Annotated in this window: 22 protein-coding genes; 18 read left to right on the top strand and 4 right to left on the bottom strand. The window is 38.0% G+C overall.

Annotated elements, in window-relative coordinates:
• Positions 1–48 precede the first annotated feature (48 nt).
• From MHB51_RS07650 to MHB51_RS07640, 3 genes are read right to left on the bottom strand one after another with little or no spacing between them, the layout of a single operon-like run.
• A complete protein-coding gene (locus MHB51_RS07650) occupies positions 49–192 on the bottom strand; it encodes a hypothetical protein (protein WP_342559321.1) in 144 nt (47 codons plus the stop codon).
• Between the two features lie 50 nt (positions 193–242).
• Positions 243–1,409 carry an MFS transporter gene (locus tag MHB51_RS07645; RefSeq protein WP_342559320.1) on the bottom strand — a complete coding sequence of 389 codons (1,167 nt, stop codon included), beginning with the start codon at positions 1,407–1,409 and terminating at the stop codon, positions 243–245.
• A gap of 17 nt (positions 1,410–1,426) precedes the next feature.
• On the bottom strand, positions 1,427–1,858 hold the full coding sequence (locus tag MHB51_RS07640; protein WP_342559319.1) for a MarR family transcriptional regulator: 432 nt from the start codon (positions 1,856–1,858) through the stop codon (positions 1,427–1,429).
• A gap of 159 nt (positions 1,859–2,017) precedes the next feature.
• Here MHB51_RS07640 and MHB51_RS07635 point away from each other — a divergent pair, with 159 nt between their 5' ends.
• From MHB51_RS07635 to MHB51_RS07565, 15 genes are all read left to right on the top strand, one after another.
• Positions 2,018–2,905 (top strand): LysR family transcriptional regulator, encoded by an 888-nt coding sequence (locus MHB51_RS07635; protein ID WP_342559318.1) that lies wholly within the window; start codon positions 2,018–2,020, stop codon positions 2,903–2,905.
• Positions 2,906–3,108: 203 nt separating this feature from the next.
• Positions 3,109–3,741, top strand: coding sequence for a phosphate starvation-inducible protein PhoH (locus tag MHB51_RS07630; RefSeq protein ID WP_342559317.1), 633 nt, complete (start codon positions 3,109–3,111; stop codon positions 3,739–3,741).
• Positions 3,734–4,342 (top strand): hypothetical protein, encoded by a 609-nt coding sequence (locus MHB51_RS07625; RefSeq protein ID WP_342559316.1) that lies wholly within the window; start codon positions 3,734–3,736, stop codon positions 4,340–4,342. Before MHB51_RS07630 ends, MHB51_RS07625 begins: the two co-directional genes overlap by 8 nt.
• Positions 4,343–4,509: 167 nt before the next feature.
• On the top strand, positions 4,510–5,142 hold the full coding sequence (locus MHB51_RS07620) for a hypothetical protein (RefSeq protein ID WP_342559315.1): 633 nt from the start codon (positions 4,510–4,512) through the stop codon (positions 5,140–5,142).
• Positions 5,139–5,741, top strand: a complete 603-nt coding sequence (locus MHB51_RS07615; protein ID WP_342559314.1) for a hypothetical protein — start codon at positions 5,139–5,141, stop codon at positions 5,739–5,741. Before MHB51_RS07620 ends, MHB51_RS07615 begins: the two co-directional genes overlap by 4 nt.
• Positions 5,738–6,871, top strand: a complete 1,134-nt coding sequence (locus MHB51_RS07610) for an ABC transporter substrate-binding protein (protein WP_342559313.1) — start codon at positions 5,738–5,740, stop codon at positions 6,869–6,871. Before MHB51_RS07615 ends, MHB51_RS07610 begins: the two co-directional genes overlap by 4 nt.
• Positions 6,872–6,884: 13 nt before the next feature.
• On the top strand, positions 6,885–7,886 hold the full coding sequence (locus MHB51_RS07605) for an iron ABC transporter permease (RefSeq protein WP_342559312.1): 1,002 nt from the start codon (positions 6,885–6,887) through the stop codon (positions 7,884–7,886).
• Positions 7,883–8,695 carry an ABC transporter ATP-binding protein gene (locus tag MHB51_RS07600; protein WP_342559311.1) on the top strand — a complete coding sequence of 271 codons (813 nt, stop codon included), beginning with the start codon at positions 7,883–7,885 and terminating at the stop codon, positions 8,693–8,695. The genes MHB51_RS07605 and MHB51_RS07600 overlap by 4 nt, the downstream gene beginning before the upstream one ends.
• A 524-nt stretch (positions 8,696–9,219) precedes the next feature.
• Positions 9,220–10,002, top strand: coding sequence for an SDR family oxidoreductase (locus tag MHB51_RS07595; protein ID WP_066169597.1), 783 nt, complete (start codon positions 9,220–9,222; stop codon positions 10,000–10,002).
• A 132-nt stretch (positions 10,003–10,134) separates the two neighbouring features.
• Positions 10,135–10,539 carry a CidA/LrgA family protein gene (locus MHB51_RS07590; RefSeq protein WP_107942209.1) on the top strand — a complete coding sequence of 135 codons (405 nt, stop codon included), beginning with the start codon at positions 10,135–10,137 and terminating at the stop codon, positions 10,537–10,539.
• Positions 10,502–11,191: an LrgB family protein gene (locus tag MHB51_RS07585; protein WP_342559477.1), complete on the top strand. Its 690-nt coding sequence runs from the start codon at positions 10,502–10,504 to the stop codon at positions 11,189–11,191. The genes MHB51_RS07590 and MHB51_RS07585 overlap by 38 nt, the downstream gene beginning before the upstream one ends.
• A gap of 30 nt (positions 11,192–11,221) precedes the next feature.
• On the top strand, positions 11,222–12,181 hold the full coding sequence (locus MHB51_RS07580) for a nitronate monooxygenase family protein (RefSeq protein ID WP_066169601.1): 960 nt from the start codon (positions 11,222–11,224) through the stop codon (positions 12,179–12,181).
• A gap of 20 nt (positions 12,182–12,201) precedes the next feature.
• Positions 12,202–12,474: a UPF0223 family protein gene (locus MHB51_RS07575; RefSeq protein WP_066169604.1), complete on the top strand. Its 273-nt coding sequence runs from the start codon at positions 12,202–12,204 to the stop codon at positions 12,472–12,474.
• A gap of 47 nt (positions 12,475–12,521) precedes the next feature.
• Positions 12,522–12,674: a YpzG family protein gene (locus tag MHB51_RS07570; RefSeq protein ID WP_066169608.1), complete on the top strand. Its 153-nt coding sequence runs from the start codon at positions 12,522–12,524 to the stop codon at positions 12,672–12,674.
• A gap of 79 nt (positions 12,675–12,753) precedes the next feature.
• Complete coding sequence (locus MHB51_RS07565; protein ID WP_342472924.1) at positions 12,754–13,188, top strand: GNAT family N-acetyltransferase; 435 nt, start codon at positions 12,754–12,756, stop codon at positions 13,186–13,188.
• Positions 13,189–13,534: 346 nt separating this feature from the next.
• On the opposite strand, the gene MHB51_RS07560 is transcribed toward MHB51_RS07565, so the two are convergent.
• Positions 13,535–14,053 (bottom strand): TetR/AcrR family transcriptional regulator C-terminal domain-containing protein, encoded by a 519-nt coding sequence (locus tag MHB51_RS07560; RefSeq protein ID WP_342559310.1) that lies wholly within the window; start codon positions 14,051–14,053, stop codon positions 13,535–13,537.
• Positions 14,054–14,154: 101 nt separating this feature from the next.
• On the opposite strand from MHB51_RS07560, the gene MHB51_RS07555 reads away from it, so the two are divergent.
• The 3 genes from MHB51_RS07555 to MHB51_RS07545 all read left to right on the top strand — a co-directional run bounded on the left by MHB51_RS07555 (position 14,155) and on the right by MHB51_RS07545 (position 17,674).
• A complete protein-coding gene (locus MHB51_RS07555; RefSeq protein ID WP_107942213.1) occupies positions 14,155–14,973 on the top strand; it encodes an SDR family oxidoreductase in 819 nt (272 codons plus the stop codon).
• Positions 14,974–15,299: 326 nt separating this feature from the next.
• Positions 15,300–16,781, top strand: a complete 1,482-nt coding sequence (locus MHB51_RS07550) for a DASS family sodium-coupled anion symporter (protein WP_066169618.1) — start codon at positions 15,300–15,302, stop codon at positions 16,779–16,781.
• A gap of 380 nt (positions 16,782–17,161) precedes the next feature.
• Positions 17,162–17,674 (top strand): tail fiber protein, encoded by a 513-nt coding sequence (locus MHB51_RS07545; protein ID WP_342559309.1) that lies wholly within the window; start codon positions 17,162–17,164, stop codon positions 17,672–17,674.
• Positions 17,675–17,678: the final 4 nt, after the last annotated feature.

Here is a 17,678-nt window from a genome sequence, read left to right as displayed (position 1 = left end):
TGCTTGTCGGGCGCTTTAGTATGTCTTTTATGAAGATAAATTGATAAATTAAGGCAAGCCGTGAATAAAACTCGGCAATGCACCATTAAAAGCCGAATCGCCAATAGACAGTGAAAAACCGCCAATAGAACCACCAACCCGACCAATAAACCCGGGTAAAACCATCAAAAAAGCGGTTGGTTCTTCCTTCACCTAGGCAAAACACTGCTAACCCTTTTGTTTTTATATTATATAAAAGTCGGCTATGCGCGGCTCTTTGGTCGGACTCGTGTACTAATGAGATAGCAAAATAGTGCAAAAATAACAATGCCGACGCCTGTGAAATACATTGTTTGATAACTTGAATGTAGGGCGAGGATACCTAGTACATAGGAGCCCACTGCAATTCCTAAGTCAAAAAATGTGAAGAAGGTTGCTGTTGCATAGCTGCTGCGATTGACATTTGTGGCTTGAACAGCGACGGTTTGCATGCTTGGTACAACAGCTCCGTAGCCAATTCCGATAAATGCTCCTGCAATTAAAAACATTAAATTTGTTTCCACAAGTGCTAATAAGGCAATGCCTATCGCGAAAAATATGAGCCCCGGGATAATAACGTATTTTGCCCCCTTTTCATCGAAAATCTTTCCTGTCCAAGGACGAGGGGCTAACATACCGATGGCTACAACGAAATAAAAGACACTAACAAAAGATAAGATGTTTTTCTCCTGTGCATAAAGGGTTAAATAAGATAAAATCCCTGCATAAGAAAAGGCTACCAAGCATGATAGCAAGGCTGTAGGCAATGCAGCTTTTTCGAATAAATCATTTAACGAGAAGGAAAAAGACGCTTCTCTTACTTCTGAGATTTTTTCACCTTTTGTAACTAGGGAAGCTAATGTACCACATAGCATTAATCCACTTAATAATAGAAATAATAAATCAAATGAAAAGTTTTGAATAATTGGTAATGCGACAAGTGGACCGATGACAACAGCTATATTTGTGGACATATTAAAATAACCTATACCAGCACCTCTACGCGATTTTGGAATAATATCTACTATAATGGAAATGGCGGCAGTTGTAATAATACTAAACCAAATCCCTTGGAAAAAACGTAAAGCTAATAATAATGTAAATGATTGAATGACATAATAAAGAATTGTACAAATAACATAAAAAGCAAGTCCAATCCAAAGCATTTTCTGTTTACCAAAGTAATTTAAAATTTTCCCTGTAAACGGTCGCACGATAATAGCTGATAGTAGAAATATACTTAGCAATAATCCCGCTTCATCGTCTGTGCGTTGGAGAACACCAATAGCATAGAGAGGCAATGCTGCTACAAGTGCGTAAAACACAATGAAAATAGAGATATTCGTAAAAAATAATGCGATAAAACCTTTTGTCCAAATAGGTTCTTTCATAATTGACCTCACAACCTTTAAATTGAATTTTGTTCCGATTGGAAATTCACTTTATTTAACAATTGCATTAACTGCTCACATTCTTCAGGCGTAAAGGCTTGTAAATACTCTTGCTCAAAGCGCTGTATTGTTGTTGCGATTTCTGGATAGCGCCCCAAGCCCTCGTCAGACAGTTTCACTATTTTCTCACGCTTATCCTCACTCGGTACGACTGTCAACCAACCTAATTCACATAGGCGATTCACTGTACGCGTAATTGTTGGTGCTTCTACGTTTAAATATTTCCATATCTCAGTTAATGACATTTCTCCATGCTTTTCCACGCAAAAAATGATGGTCCATTGGGAAGAAAATAAATGATAGCTTTTTAATACAGCATTCAATTCCTTATTTAAAAGACGAGTCTTTTGAAAAAATAAATGAAATAGTGGATGAAACAATTTATACACCTTCTTTTAATTAGTTACCTAGCTAAGTATAACATTATTATTTACTTAGGTAAATAATTTACGTAAAAGAATTGATTAGATTTTACTTTACTAATTAAAAGTAGTATTATAATTGAGAATTATTATCATTATCAATTAAGTGTAAAGGATTTGGTTACGATGAACGAGCGTTATCGAACATTTATTTTATTAGCACAATATAAATCATTTACTGAGACAGCGAAGCAGATGTTTTGTTCGCAACCAACAGTTTCTCAGCACATCCAACTATTAGAAAAAGAATTAGGCTGCCAGCTTATTTTACGTAAAAAAAGACAAATAGAATTAACAGCACAAGGAGAAATCGTACTGGCTTATGCAGAAAAAATGCAGCAACTTGAGCAACAATTACAGTTAGCAGTAAAGCAAGTACAACAAAAAAATATAAAATTATACATAAGCCACTACATTGCAGGCAGCTTTTTTGGGGAACTATTTAATAAAAATAATACAGCCTCTCAGCAATATCCCTATGAAATTAATAGCTTTTGCTATGAGGACTTAAAAAATAGTTTATTAGAAAATCGTGCGAAATTTGCGGTTATGCCGATTTATGATGCAGATACAGTCGTGCATCAATCGTTTGATATTGATATTTTATTTGAGGAAGAGCTTGTTTTGGTTATGGCAGAAGATCATCCATTAGCAAATCGTCAAACCATTTATGCAAGAGATTTGAAACATTTATCGATACTTTTGCCACAAAGTCACTATTTGAATCTTGATATTAAGCAAGCTTTAAATGACAAAGCGGTGTCTGTCTACTATGTACAAATGACAAATTTCGAAATTATTAAAAAGGCTGTACAGCAAGGGATTGGTGTGTCCTTTTTGCCATATAAATCAATTGAAGATAGCTTGAATAAATTAACATATAAATATGTTAAAGGTTTAAGCATTAAAAGAAAGAATGGGATTGTATTTAATCGAAATCAAATTTTAAATGAGCAGGAACAAGCTTTTTGTGAGCATATAAAGAAAAATCTAAAGACGGCATTTATTAGGTAAATAAATTGTATATGGGCAGCACTCGTCAGTGTCCTATAGGAAAACATAATAATACAATAAAAAAATTTTATAATTTGATAAAAGCATATATGTATTCAAAGAAAATTGAAATCTTGCATCTAGATGACATTGATAATCGTTATCAATGTCGGTATAGTTCGAAATGGAAGATAATTATTATGTATTCAAGAAGGTGTATGAATGTGTTAAAAGATTATATTGTCCTTCATCCAAGCAATATATTTTCTCAAGGAGAGATGGACGAGCGTTTTGAAGTTATAGATATGTATGATTTGTCGAATGTCGAGTTAGCTTCTTATAAATGCATGGTTATTTTAGGATTTGTTGACCAAGATTTTTTGCTAGAGCAAAAGCAAATTATTGCTGATTTTTTAGTGGAGAAAAAAATCGTCTGCTTCTTTGGTAACTTAGTAACAAACTGGCTTCCAGGGCAGCAGCCCTTTATTGCAAAAGAAATTCGCAATCATTGGGATTATGATATATCGATTGCCAAGCAGCATCCAATTTTTGAGGGAGTAACGGAAGAGGATATGACGATAAATAGAGGTGTAAAAGGATTTTTTGCTCGTGGACACCATCCAGCTCCAGTGGATGCAGAAGTTTTATTAACATTGCCTGATGGTGAGCCTGTTACATTTATCGATCGAAGCTCTACAAACGGTACTATTTTTGTGCATGCTGGCAATAATCTTTTTGCTAGTGGTAGCATGGCTTCTCAAACCCCAAAAACAACGAGCCGTATTCCTGTACAACTTATGCAATGGGTGCAAGAGGAATATAACCGCTTACAGGAGGAGGAGTCAAGCAATGCGTAAAATAGCCGTGATGTATAGTGGAAGCTCACAGCATTCACGTACATACAAAACATCTGAATTTGCACAATATATAGACTTGCTTATTCCAGCGCGCCAATTACAGGAGACAAATTTAGAGGCCTTTGATGTATTAATTATCCCTTCTCAGACACATACGGGATTATTAGAACGAAATATAAAAAAAATCTATGATTTTGCAAATTTAGGAAAAATAGTTGTAACATTCGGACCACAGCATCGAGAATGGCTACCAAAGCATCAATGGGAATTCCGCCCAACTAACTTCTGGTGGTGGCTAGAACCGAATGCCGATAGTGGTTTACGTTTAACAGGTGTAGCAAATGATTTATTCGAGAATCATATTACATTGGAGGATGCGACATGGCACCAGCATGGCGTGTACTGGCCGAGTGAGAACTGTGAAGTATTAGTATCCACAAACGACGGTGGGGCGGTTTTATATATTGATCGTGTCAATACGAATGGTATATGGGTGAATACAACGCTGGATCCTGATTTTCATTTCGGCTCCTATTTTATGCCAGCAACTGAGTGCTTTTTACGTGGTTTTTTTCCATGGCTGAAGACAGGGGAAATATAACTTCTTCTAGCGGGTGCCCAAATACCCGCTGACAAAAAGGAATCCACTCGTTGTCACGATTTTAGGTTAACTTCTACCAATTAGTTTGAAAAAATCTGGACTATAGTTAGCCGAAGTGTAATTGATGAAGATTGGCTTGATTAGATAATAGAAAGTAGGAGAGATAAGTGAAGCCTATTGCTTATGTTGGAATCGATATTCAATTTGCCCGATTAACGGCTGAGGATTATCGCCGTGGTTTAGTATTTTTATATTTATATGATTTGCCATATGCTGATTTAACTGCTTATGCAGGTTTGATTATAACAAATCATGTAGAAGAGCAGTTTTTACTAGAGCATAAGCAGATTTTAGATGACTATTTGTTGCAAGGTGGTGTCGTTTTTTCACTCACAGAAACCTCTTTGCCTTGGCTAACCAATGTTTCGAATTGGAAGCGTTCACCAATTCCACTGAAAGAGCGCGAAATTATCATTAAACATTCGGAATGTCCTTTGTTTAACGGAATAGAGCCATATGATATTAATTATCGAAAAGGTGTGCGCGGCTTCTTTTCTCGCGGTTATTTTGAGAACATTCCAGTGCATGCCGAGGTGCTAATTACAGACCAACTCGGTGCGCCAATCATTTATGTCGACCGACACTCCACAAAAGGCACTATTTTTGCTGGGGCAGGTACAGATATTTATCGAGTGTTTATTGATGAAGAAAATACAGCGAAAAAGCTTAGCCTCCAAATGCTAGATTGCATCCATGCAGAAGCTATTCGCAATCAAGTTCGTGGAGGTGAGGGCAAGTGATTGCTATTGTAACGAATGATTTACCATTTCAAAAGCGTTTTTTTGCTGAGCAAGAATTTCATTACTTATATGATGATGTGCTACATATTCGCCATTTCCATCTATATGATTTGGCAAAATACGATACGCTTATTTTATCATGTCGTTTAGATATTCGCTTATTGGAGCGCTATCAGTCGAAATTACTAAAATTTATTAACTCCGGTAAGAGGCTCATTATTTTTGGTGAAATATTGGATTGTTGGTTTCCGACAATTGATTGGGAGGATTCAGAGGTAAATTTTAGTTGGTGGGTACGAGATGGTGGTGATTTACCAATGGAGACGCATAATGAGGTACATCCACTTTTTAATTATATAACGTTACGTGATATGAAATGGCATTATCACGGTTCCTTTTTACCGCCGCAAGGAGCACAATCCCTATTAGATATCCCGAATGGGCGTTCACTATTTTATATAGATAATGTTAGCTTTAGCGGGGAGTTAATCGTGACAACATTAGATCCAATGTTTCATATCGGATTAGGTTTCATAGATCAATCAAAACCGTTCTTACACGGTATCGCAAAATGGTTAAGAGAGGAAGAAAAACAGTGAAGAAATACAGCTTTTTAACTACATTAGCACTAACGATAATGTTAGTAGCTTGCAATAATGAAAATGAAGCAGCAGAAGATACGAATGAACAGCAAGTAGAGGTAGAAATGACGCAGGAGCAGAAGCTTGTAGTCGACCAATTAGGGCGTGAAGTAACAGTGCCTAATTCAATCGAACGCGTTGTAATGGGAGGGATTTTACCTTACTTCTCTACTTGGTATGTAGCGACAAACTCTACAAAGGAAATTGTTGGCATGCATCCGAACTCATATAATGCAGCAAAGCATTCGATTCTAGCGAAAATGTCTCCTGATGTTTTACAGGCGGAAACTTCCTTTATTCAAAATGGCGAAGTAAATGTTGAGGAATTACTAAAAGTAGACCCTCAGCTCTATGTAGAAATTGCCACAGATGAGAAGTCAATAAATAAAATAACGGAGGCGGGTATTCCTGTTGTGGCGTTAAAAGCAATTGATGCAGCAGCGGCAGAGCCGTTAGCTACATTTAATAGCTGGCTTGAACTCACGAGTCAAATTACAGGTACGGCAGAACGCGCGGAGCGTTTCCTAGATGAAGGAAAAAAAGTACAAGCTCAATTAGATGAAAAGTTAAACAAGTTAGAAGAAAAGGACAAGCCACGTGCTTTGATGTTATTTAGACATGATGAAAAGTCGATTACAGTCGGCGGGAAAAATTTCTTCGGCAATCAATGGTTAAATGCGACTGGCGCAATTGACGTAGCAGAAAATGATGTACAAGGGCAAAAAGAAGTGAATATGGAACAAATTTATTCATGGAATCCAGATATTATTTTCATTACGAATTTTACAGAAACACAGCCTACAGATTTACTCGAAAATAAAATAGATGGGCAGGACTGGAGTACAGTGAAGGCTGTGCAAGAAGGTAAGGTTTATAAAATCCCATTAGGAATTTATCGTTGGTTCCCACCTAGTGGAGATGCGCCATTAATGTTAAAATGGTTGGCACAAAAAAATCATCCTACATTGTTTGATTACAAAATAGAAGAAGAGATTCAATCATATTACAAAGATTTTTATGGATTTGATGTGACAGATGAAGATATTTATACGATTTTAAACCCATCATCTGATGCAGCGAAGTATTAAGGAATGATTCGGAATGCAAAACTCGAAAAAGATTATTTTATGGTTGCTACCTGTTATGGTAGCAATCTTCTCACTTGGTGTAGGGCGTTTTGATGTCGAAGTAGTGCACGTATTAAAAATTATAGCCTCTCAAATTATTCCGATTGAGCCGACATGGACGGAGATGGAGGAAACGGTGGTAATGAATATACGTTTACCACGTATACTTCTAGCACTGCTAATTGGCGGCGGTTTAGCCATTGCAGGTGCTAGTTTCCAAGGGATGTTTGGTAATCCATTAGTATCACCAGATATTTTAGGGGTTTCAGCAGGTGCTGGCTTCGGGGCATCTCTTGGTATTTTACTATTCGGGCAAAACTTTGTCACACAAGTAATGGCACTGTTATTTGGCTTGGGGGCAATTGGCTTTACATTTTTAATCGCAGGTGCTCGCAAAAGTGCACCTATTTTTATGTTTGTTTTGGCTGGGGTTATCACCTCAGCACTGTTTAATGCCTTAATTTCGTTAACTAAATTTGTAGCAGACCCAGAAGAGAAGCTACCTGCCATTACCTATTGGCTAATGGGGAGTTTAGGAACGGTGACATATAAAGATTTATATATTGGCGGACCGCTAATCATTCTCGGTATTGCTGTGTTGTACTTATTAAGATGGCGATTGAATATTTTAACCCTTCCAGAGGATGAGGCTAAATCAATGGGAATATCTGTTGTCCCATTAAAATGGATGATTATTTTAGGCGCAACATTAATTACTGCTGCCTCTGTTGCAATTGCTGGTATTGTTGGCTGGGTGGGGTTAATTATTCCACATGTTGCCCGCATGCTTGTTGGTAATAATAATCAACATGTGCTACCAGTGTCTGTAGCGATTGGCAGTGTGTATTTATTAATTATTGATAATTTAGCACGCTCTATTACAGCGACCGAAATTCCTTTATCAATTTTAACTGCAATTATCGGCGCACCATTCTTTGCTTATTTACTACGCAGGTCAGGAGGAGGATGGGCATGAGAATTGAAGTGGAAAATGGGAATTTCTATTATGAAAAACGTCGAAAGAAACTTCAAAACCTCTATGTTGATGATATCAATTTTACCCTAGAGAAGGGACAGATTATGGCGATACTTGGACCCAATGGAGCAGGAAAGACAACGATGTTGAAATGTATCACAGGCTTGTTTGAATGGAAGCAAGGTGAAACCTATATTGATGGCAAGCCGTTGACTACTATAAAGCGCAAAGAGCTTTGGCGGCGCATCGGTTATGTACCGCAAGCGCATAAAATGGTTTTTGGTTTTACGATAGAAGAACTGGTTGTGATGGGACGAGCTCCTTATATTAGTACTTTAGCCCAGCCATCTAAGCAAGATTTGGAGGCGGCTCACCTAGCACTTGCTACAATTGGCATCCTTCATTTAGCCAAAAAATCATGTAACGAGGTGAGCGGGGGCGAATTACAGCTAGCGCTAATTGCTCGTACACTTGTTTCCAATCCTGAAATTCTTATTTTAGATGAGCCAGAATCGCACTTAGATATTCAAAAACAAATCGTTATTTTACAAGCGATTAAGCAATTAGCTAAAGAGCGTGGCATCTCTTGCATTATTAATACACATTACCCTAATCATGCTTTCTATTTAGCCGACCGAGTGCTAATGACGGCGAAGGATAAAGGAGTTGTTTATGGAACGGTACATGAAATAATGACTGAGGAGCGGATGCAGGATTTCTTTGGTATCGAGCTAAAGAAAATCCGCTATGAAGAGGATGATTATTTAGTAGAAACCATGGTGCCACGCGCATTAGGTGTAGAAAAATAAATTTAGATTGGGGCGTCTGAAAAGCGTATGATACGCTGTTTTTCAGACGCTTCAGTTGTGTTTTATTAACCTGAACGCAAGAAAGGCAATTAAATCAGAGGAAGTGCTGAACCCCCCTGTTCAAAAAGAGGAACTTAGTCAAAGAGCATCGTCTGTAGGGAGAATGTCTGATAGACCAACATAGTGTCGCGGTGAATGTCACAAGATATGACAGTTTTAGGTTAGTCCGCTCGAAAAAATCTGAACTAAAGTTAGCGAAGCGTAATTGATAATGAATCTTCGTATATAAAGTAGAGACTCATTTTCAACAGATTACAAACACCGAATCTAACAGCACTCTTTTGAATTGAAAATAAAAGAAATAAAAAGCAATTTTTCATTGCATTGTAGAGGAGTTAAACACATTTCAAATCCCTTTTTTCACTATTTACGATAAATTAAGTGTATGGAAGTGAATTATTGATAGAATTTTCATATAATTAGTTTAGTAAGATGAAAATAGTGTTTTAGGGGGGCTTTTGGGAATGGAATTAGGTTTACAAGGAAAAGTAGCTATCATTACAGGGGCAAGCAAAGGAATTGGCTATTATACAGCGCTTCAACTTGCGCAGGAAGGGGCATCAGTTGTGCTTTGTGCGCGTGGAGAAAAGCAGTTAGAGGTTGCTGCTGCTGCAATTAAAGAAAAAACAGGAGCAGATGTATTAATCGTACCTGCTGATATGACGAAGGAAAAGCACTGTCAAGAGGTAGTGGAAAAAACAGTCGAGCATTTTGGACGACTTGATATATTAGTCAATAATGCAGGGACTTCTTCTGCCAATCCTTTTGAGCAGGTAGGGAGCGAGCTTTGGCAAAGTGATTTAGATTTAAAACTATTTGGTGCAGTGCATTGTTCAAAAGCAGCATTACCGCATTTCAAAGCAGTCGGCGGTGGCTCAATTATTAATGTGACAGCCGTATTAGCAAAAACACCACCTGCTTCATCCTTACCGACAACTGTTAGCCGTGCAGCAGGGCTTGCTTTAACGAAAGCAATGAGCAAGGATTTAGGTAAATATAATGTTCGTGTAAATGCGGTATGTATTGGACTTATTCGCAGTGACCAAATTGAAAAACGCTGGAAAAATGATGCACCAAATTTATCATGGGAGGAATACTCACAAAAAGTGGGAGAAGGAATTCCTTTAGGGCGCATCGGAAATACAGAGGAGGCCGCCAATGTTATTACATTTTTAGCTTCAGATGCATCTTCTTATGTAACAGGTACTTCAATAAATATTGATGGTGGTTCAGGTGGGGCATTATAGCGCCACCTTTTCTTTTCATCCTAGTTATACGCTTAGTCGATAAAAATTATCAGTGGAGGTAAAGCAATCCCACTGTCTAGACAGAGTATTTCGAAAGGCGTACAATATGGGGGAAGAAAAGAGGTTCTAGCTATGCAAATTATTCGAACAATTGCCCAAATCGGCATATTAACAATCTATTATTACTTAGGTGTCCTAATAGTTAATGTGACAAATATTTTTATTCCTGCAAGTATTATCGGATTAATTTTATTATGGCTATCATTATATTTTAAGCTAATAAAAGTACAGTTCATTCAAGACGGCGCAACATTTTTCTTAGCGTTTTTAACATTGTTTTTTATTCCATCAACAGTTGGAGTAGTCAATCACCCAGAGCTGCTAACGAAGGCAGGCTTTTATTTAATTTTAGCGGTTATTATTAGCACGCTCATTACGATAGCAGTGACAGGTAAGTGGAGTGGCTGGGTTGAGAAAAAGGAAGCGGCAGGTGAGCAAAATGCTAGGGAGCATGCAAGCACTACTCGCCATCGTTAGTACGATTGGCTTATTTTTACTATATCAAAGACTTTATATGAAATGGAGCAAGCCTTATTTGCTTCCTATATTAACAACAGCTATTACGCTCATCATATTGCTCATCGTATTTAAAATTCCATATGCTACATATATGCAAGGAGGACAATGGATTCATAAGATGCTTGGACCTGCTGTTGTAGCGCTAGCTTATCCGCTATACAACCAGCGCAAGCTTGTTTTCCAATATAAATACTCCATCATTTCGAGCTTAATTGTTGCCATGTTCTCAGGATTAATCAGTGTCTTTTTACTGTTGAAAGGTTTTAAAGCATCACAGGCATTTATACTGACAGCATTGCCGAAATCCTTGACGACACCTATTGCGATGCAGGTGAGTGAAACAATTGATGGCATTGTGCCATTATCTGCATTACTTGTTATGATTGCAGGATTTACAGGTGCACTTTTAGGACCGGTTGTTTATAAGCTAGTTAAAATTGATACGGCAATTAGCCGCGGTGTTTCATTAGGCAGTGCTTCACATGGTGTGGGCGTATCAAAGTTGACCGAGTACGGTGAAAAGGATGTATCGATTGGTTCGCTAGCAATGGGCTTGAGTGCTGTACTTGGCGCATTTATTTGTCCATTATTTGCAATGGTGTTTTTATAATATTTCCGAGGAAATAAAGGGGGATTTTTTGTGAAGTGGGAGACACGTGTAACGAGGCTTTTAAATATTGATTATCCAATTATTCAAGGAGGGCTTGCCTATTTAGCTTATGCTGATTTAGCGGCGGCCGTATCGAATGCGGGTGGACTCGGACAAATTACTGCTATGAGTTTAGCAACAGCCGATGATTTACGCCGGGAAATTGAAAAGGTACGCACATTGACAGATAAGCCATTCGGTGTTAATTATGCAATTGGTCAGCATGGTAAAGGCTATGAAGAAATGGTTAAGGTCGCAGCAGAAATGGAAGTGCCTGTTGTAACAATTACAGGGGGCAACCCCGCGCCAATTTTTGACTTGCTACAAGGTGCACCCTGTAAAAAGCTTGTTCTTGTGGCGGCACGCCGCCAAGCACAAAAGGCAGAGGAACTTGGTGCCGATGCAGTAATGGTCGTGGGACAAGAAGGTGGTGGTCATTTAGGTCGTGACGATGTAGGTACAATGGTGCTAGTACCGCAAGTAGTGGACCATGTTTCCATTCCAGTTATCGCTTCGGGAGGCATTGGTGATGGGCGTGGTTGGATGGCTGCACATGCATTAGGCGCAGATGGAATCGAAATGGGTACACGCTTTATTGCTACGAAGGAATGTACCTATGCATCAGAAGCGTATAAAGAGGCACTTATTCGTAGTGCAGAATATGATACAACAGTGATTAAACGCTCCATCGGTGCACCGGCACGCGCATTACGCAATGAATTTACAGAGCATATTTTACAAGTGGAGCGTGAAACACCAACGTATGAAGCGTTAAAGGAGCTCATTAGCGGAAGGGCTAATCGACGTTTCATTTATGACGGAAAGGATACAGAAGGCTTCGGTTGGGCTGGTCAAGTTGCAGGCTTAATTCAGGATGTGCCAACAGTTGCTGAGTTAATCGAGCGAATGGTTGCAGAGGCAGCCTCTATTCGTGTAAAATGGGGCGAATAATGAAAAGGTAGGTTAGTGAAATGGAATATTCTTATCCACTATCAACAGACTGGTCAACGCAAGAAATGGTTGATGTTGTGCATTTTTTCGAAGTCGTCGAGGCAGCTTATGAAAAAGGCATTAAGCGTGAGGAAATTATAGCAAAATATCACCGCTTCAAGGAAATTGTTCCTTCACAAGCAGAGGAAAAAACCATTTTCCGCGATTTTGAAAGGGCAAGTGGCTATGTCAGCTATAAAGTTGTCAAGGAGGCGAAAGAATCAGCGGATGGTGTGATGATTCGCATTAAATAAGCACATACTAATAACGATTTCACTTTTGAACAGAGGAGGCGGAAGGAATGAGTAAGAAGGATGAACTAGACCCGAAATCTCAAAAAATCCACCAGAACTGGACGAGAAACAAGCAGCAAAAATCTCAAGTAAATGGTGAAACAGAGGTAACACTCCACAACCAAATGCTGAGAACCGCTGCCAAATCCAAACAGCTCTAGCTTCTAACTAAAGTGAATGGCAGCCTTCATAAGCGAGAAATCGTTTATGAAGGCTTTTGATTTTAAGGGGGAATATATAATGATTCAGTTTAAAGAAATAGATAGAAAAAACTTTTGGGATATTATTGATTTAAAGGTAGCAGAGGAGCAAAAAGATTTTGTTGCATCGAATCTATTTTCACTTGCACAGGCAAAAGCCTATCCAGAATGTATTTGTCTAGCAATTTATGCAGATGAAGTGCTTGTAGGCTTTGTCATGTATTGTTTAGATGAGGACGACCATGAATATTGGATTTATCGTTTAATGATTGATGAGAAATTCCAAGGGAAAGGCTATGGCAAAGAGGCAATGAAGAAGTTGATTGCACACATTCAGGAAGATACAAGGCACAATGTTATTTATTTAAGCTTTGAGCCAGAGAATAATTTAGCGAAAGGTTTATATGAAAAATTAGGCTTTAAACCAGATGGCCGTGTAATCGATGGGGAGATTGTTTATTGCTTGAATTATTAGGGAAAGAGTATTGAAATTCATTTAGGTTAAAAGACCTAATTCGCTCATAAGAGATGTGAAATCGCTCATAAGAGGTGGAAATTCGCTCATAAAAAGAAGAAATCGCTCATAAAACGACCAAAATCGCTCATAAAGAAAAGCAACGTGGCGCTACAAGTTTTTTGCTGGTAGGCTGCGCTGCTTTTTGTCGAATTTTTTTATTTGCTCGACATTAACGATATAGCTACAATGACTGAAGTGATTATCTAGTTTTTTCGATATGTGGTAGCTTGTTAAAGATTGAAAATTCATTTACATAAAATATTGGTAGTTCAACTAGGTGCATAGCACGTTGTTAAAATTATCTCTATAAAATTCGAAAATCAGCAATACTTGATAAGTCATTTGCAATTACTTTGATTGGTTTTTGGCAGTCGTTTTTAATCCATTCAATCATGTAGCCCATTGTTCCATAGGCAGTGAAGGTAGTGAATGCCTCGTGTTTTAAATGAATAGCAAGCGCTTCATACAAATAATGAAATAAGCGATTTTTAAAATGCTCCTCATTTACGAGCTTTTTATAAAATAGGCGATTGTTAAAAATATGCTCGCAAATTTTTGTCGTTGTTTGGAGGGGGCTTGTATTGTGATTTGTATTTCCATAATAATGGGAAGCTAGTTCCTTCAATTTTTCTTCTGTTATAGTGTATAAAACTTCGTATTTATCTTGAAAATGCAAATAAAAGGTCGAACGATTAATGCCTGCTTGTGTTGCAATTTGCTTCACTGATATTTTTTCAGGGGAATATAGCTTTAATAGTTCCTTGTAAGAAGTAAGAATATATTGTCTAATTGTTGGTTTTTCGATAATCTGTCGCTCATTCATATGTTCAGCTCCTTATATAGACACTTTACTATACAATGTCGTTTGAAGGGGAAGAAAAAGCTAGTTAAAATGAAAGTAATTTAACTATTGGGGGTAAACAAATGACAAAAGTATATGTAATTACCGGCGGTACAGGTGGTATGGGAAAAGCGATAGCAATGCGCTTAGCAAAAGGGAATTCATTTTTATTAGCAGATATGAATGAAGAGCGTTTGGCACAAACCACAGAACAATTAAAAGCGATAGGTGCAACGACTGTTGAGTATATGGTTGCAGATGTTTCGAAGCGAGAATCAGTGAAAGCGCTTGCGGACAAAACGGCTTCAATGGGAGAGCTAGCTAGTCTTGTTCATACGGCAGGGGTTTCCCCAACGATGGCTGATTGGCAAAAGATTATGGAAATTAATGCATTAGGAACAGCCTATATTTTAGATGAGTTTATTAAAATTGCAGGGCCAAATACTTCAGCGGTAATGATTTCGTCAATGAGTGCACATATGGTTCCGGCAACACCAGAAATGCGTGTGGTATTAAAAAATCCATTAGCGGAAAACTTTATGCCGACAATGGAGCAAATGACACAAGGCACTACACAAGCCTCTTATCCATTGTCAAAGCTATCTGTTATTGAAATGGTAAAGGATTTAGCGTGGGCTTGGGGAGAAAAGGGAGCGCGTTTAAATTCTATTTCGCCAGGCACAATTGATACGGCGATGGGGCGTCAAGAAAAACAGCAAAGTGAACAAATGGCTGTCTTATTAGCGCATACGCCATTGCGTCGTGAAGGAGATGCAGATGAAATTGCAAAAGCAGTAGAATTCCTTTTAAGTGATGCAGCCTCGTATATTACAGGCACTGACCTTTTAGTCGATGGTGGAACAATCGCTAATATGGAGCGTATGCGTCAAGCAATGCAATAAATCGCTAATACAGCATGAGATGCGCTTTTTCCCTTTTCATTTAAGAGAGTAGCGAAGGATAAAAAGGAAATGCACGATATATGTTATTAAGAGAATAAACAAAAGGGGAAGTTGCATGATGCAACTTCTCTTTTTTGTGGACAGATAATTCTTAAAGAAAGTTTGCTAATCAATTTGTTTTTTGGGTAAAGAGAGAATAGCGTAATTAATTAAAATTCATGAGAAACGAATAATTGGTTATTATTAATATATCAGGTAAACGGTTTTTATTTAGTCAATGGTTTATTTTGTATTTTTAAAATTTATAGTAGGGGAAGTGGTTGACGATGGCGGATGAAATAACAAAAAAACGTAATTTGAAGTCTCTTTGGATTGTGTTAGCATTTGTTTCTTTATTTGTGATTGTGCTTTTACCAGAGACAGAGGCACTACCCATTGCGGGACAACGTGCATTAGCTATTTTAGCGTTTGCCGTTATATTATGGGTGACTGAGGCAGTGCCATACCCCGTGAGTTCGGCGATGATTTTAGCGTTAATTGCTGTTTTATTAGGACTGGCACCGAGCATGGAGGACGCTACCGTATCGATGGGGACTAACAATGCCTTGAAGCTAGCATTAGTTGGCTTCAGTAGCTCCTCTGTTGCGTTAGTGGGGGCAGCCTTATTTTTAGCTACAGCTATGCAGATTACGAATTTACACAAACGTATTGCTTTATGGGTTTTGTCAATGGTTGGGACAAAAACAAAGGCGCTTGTATTTGGGGCAATTTTAGTATCGATTGTTCTAGCTTTTGTTGTACCGAGTGCGACAGCGCGCGCTGGGGCTGTTGTACCAATCTTATTAGGGGTTGTTGCCGCATTCGGATTAGCGAAGGAAAGTAAGCTAGCCGCATTGCTAATTATTACAGCGACACAAGCGGTTTCGATATGGAATATCGGAATTAAAACAGCAGCTGCACAAAACCTTGTTGCTTTAGGCTTTATCAATTCAGAATTCGATGTCAATATTTCATGGGGAGAATGGTTCCTATATGCTGCTCCATTTTCTATTATTATGTCCTTTGTTTTATTTTTTGTCATGATTAAATTGATTAAACCAGAAACAGATAATATTACAGGTGGTAGAGATGTGATTAGAGAGCAATTGGAGGAGCTTGGAACCTTAAAACGCAAGGAAATTACCTTAATTATTGTTTCTCTTTTATTGTTATTTTTCTGGGCTACAGAAGGAAAGTTCCACCCGTTTGATACAACGACGATTACCATTTTAGCGATTGCTTTCTTACTTCTTCCAAAAATAGGCGTGTTTACATGGAAGGAAGCTTCCGCTCGTATTGATTGGGGTACGCTTATTGTATTTGCTGTAGGGATTTCGCTAGGTACAACGTTGTTAAATACGAAAGGGGCAGCATGGCTGTCTGATACTATTTTTGGCACGCTTGGCTTACAATCAATGCCGATTATCGCGACAATCGCATTAGTTACTGTATTTAATATCGTTATCCACTTAGGTTTTGCATCTGCGACAAGTTTAGCATCGGCTTTAATCCCAGTATTTATTGCCCTTGCTTTGAGCTTGCCGATGCCTGTTGAAAATCAAATTGGTTTTGTACTTATTCAGCAGTTCGTTATTTGCTTTGGCTTTTTGCTACCTGTCAGTGCGCCACAAAATATGCTTGCTTATGGCACAGGTACATTTACAACTAAGGATTTCTTAAAATCAGGTATTCCGTTGACGCTCGTAGGTTTCATTTTAATTTTATTATTCAGTGCTACTTATTGGAAATGGCTAGGACTATTACCTTAATGGCGTAGTATTTTCTATGCCGAGTAACTTTTTAGTAAATATTTATGATGAAAGATACACCTACTCAAAAAAATTGTTGTGTTTTTTGGATAGCCCTATCATAACAGCAACAAATTTTTTCTATCAGAAGTGTATAAGTAATTTTAAAGGCATAGGTATATAGACGTTGTAAGAGCTGGTTCAAAGCTTTTGCAACGTTTTTTATTGAGAAAAATAAATTTTTTTATTTAACCTAATTTTAACCTTGAAAATGTATAATTATTGTAGATTTAATATTAGTAATATTCCGATAATCATAGGGAGGTGTTGATAAAACAAGCAAAATCAACATTTGGGAAGAAGTACATGCTTGAGTATGACAAAGGAGAGGAGAATAAAGAATGGTGGAATGTTATGTAGGAGAAATTCGGATGTTTAGCGGTCAGTTTGCACCGGATGGATGGATGTTTTGTAATGGACAACTATTACAAATAGTGGAGAATGAACTTTTATTTGCACTGCTCGGCACAACTTATGGAGGAAATGGTCAGACGACCTTTGCCTTACCAGATTTGAGAGGGCGTTTACCCCTTCATAAAAATACTGTTTATCCACTTGGCAGTATGGGAGGCACAGAAGCTGTTACATTAGTGCAAAATCAGCTACCTAGCCATACACATAGTGTGAATGCAAATAGCACAGCTTCTGCAGCAACGGAAAGTGCACCTAGCAATAATGTATGGGGCGTATCTAGTGTGACGAATTATCAAGTAGATGCCTCTAGCAATCTCGTAGCAATGAACACAAATATAATAGCGGCAGCAGGTGGCAATCAAGCACATAATAATATGATGCCATCACTTGCAATCAATTTTATTATTGCAACTCAAGGGATTTTCCCTACAGAAAATTGACAGG

It is taken from the genome of Metasolibacillus sp. FSL K6-0083, from assembly GCF_038630865.1.
Classification (GTDB): domain Bacteria; phylum Bacillota; class Bacilli; order Bacillales_A; family Planococcaceae; genus Metasolibacillus; species Metasolibacillus fluoroglycofenilyticus.
The sequence above is the reverse complement of the archived record's forward strand: the minus strand, read 5'-3'. Positions and strand labels throughout refer to the sequence as shown.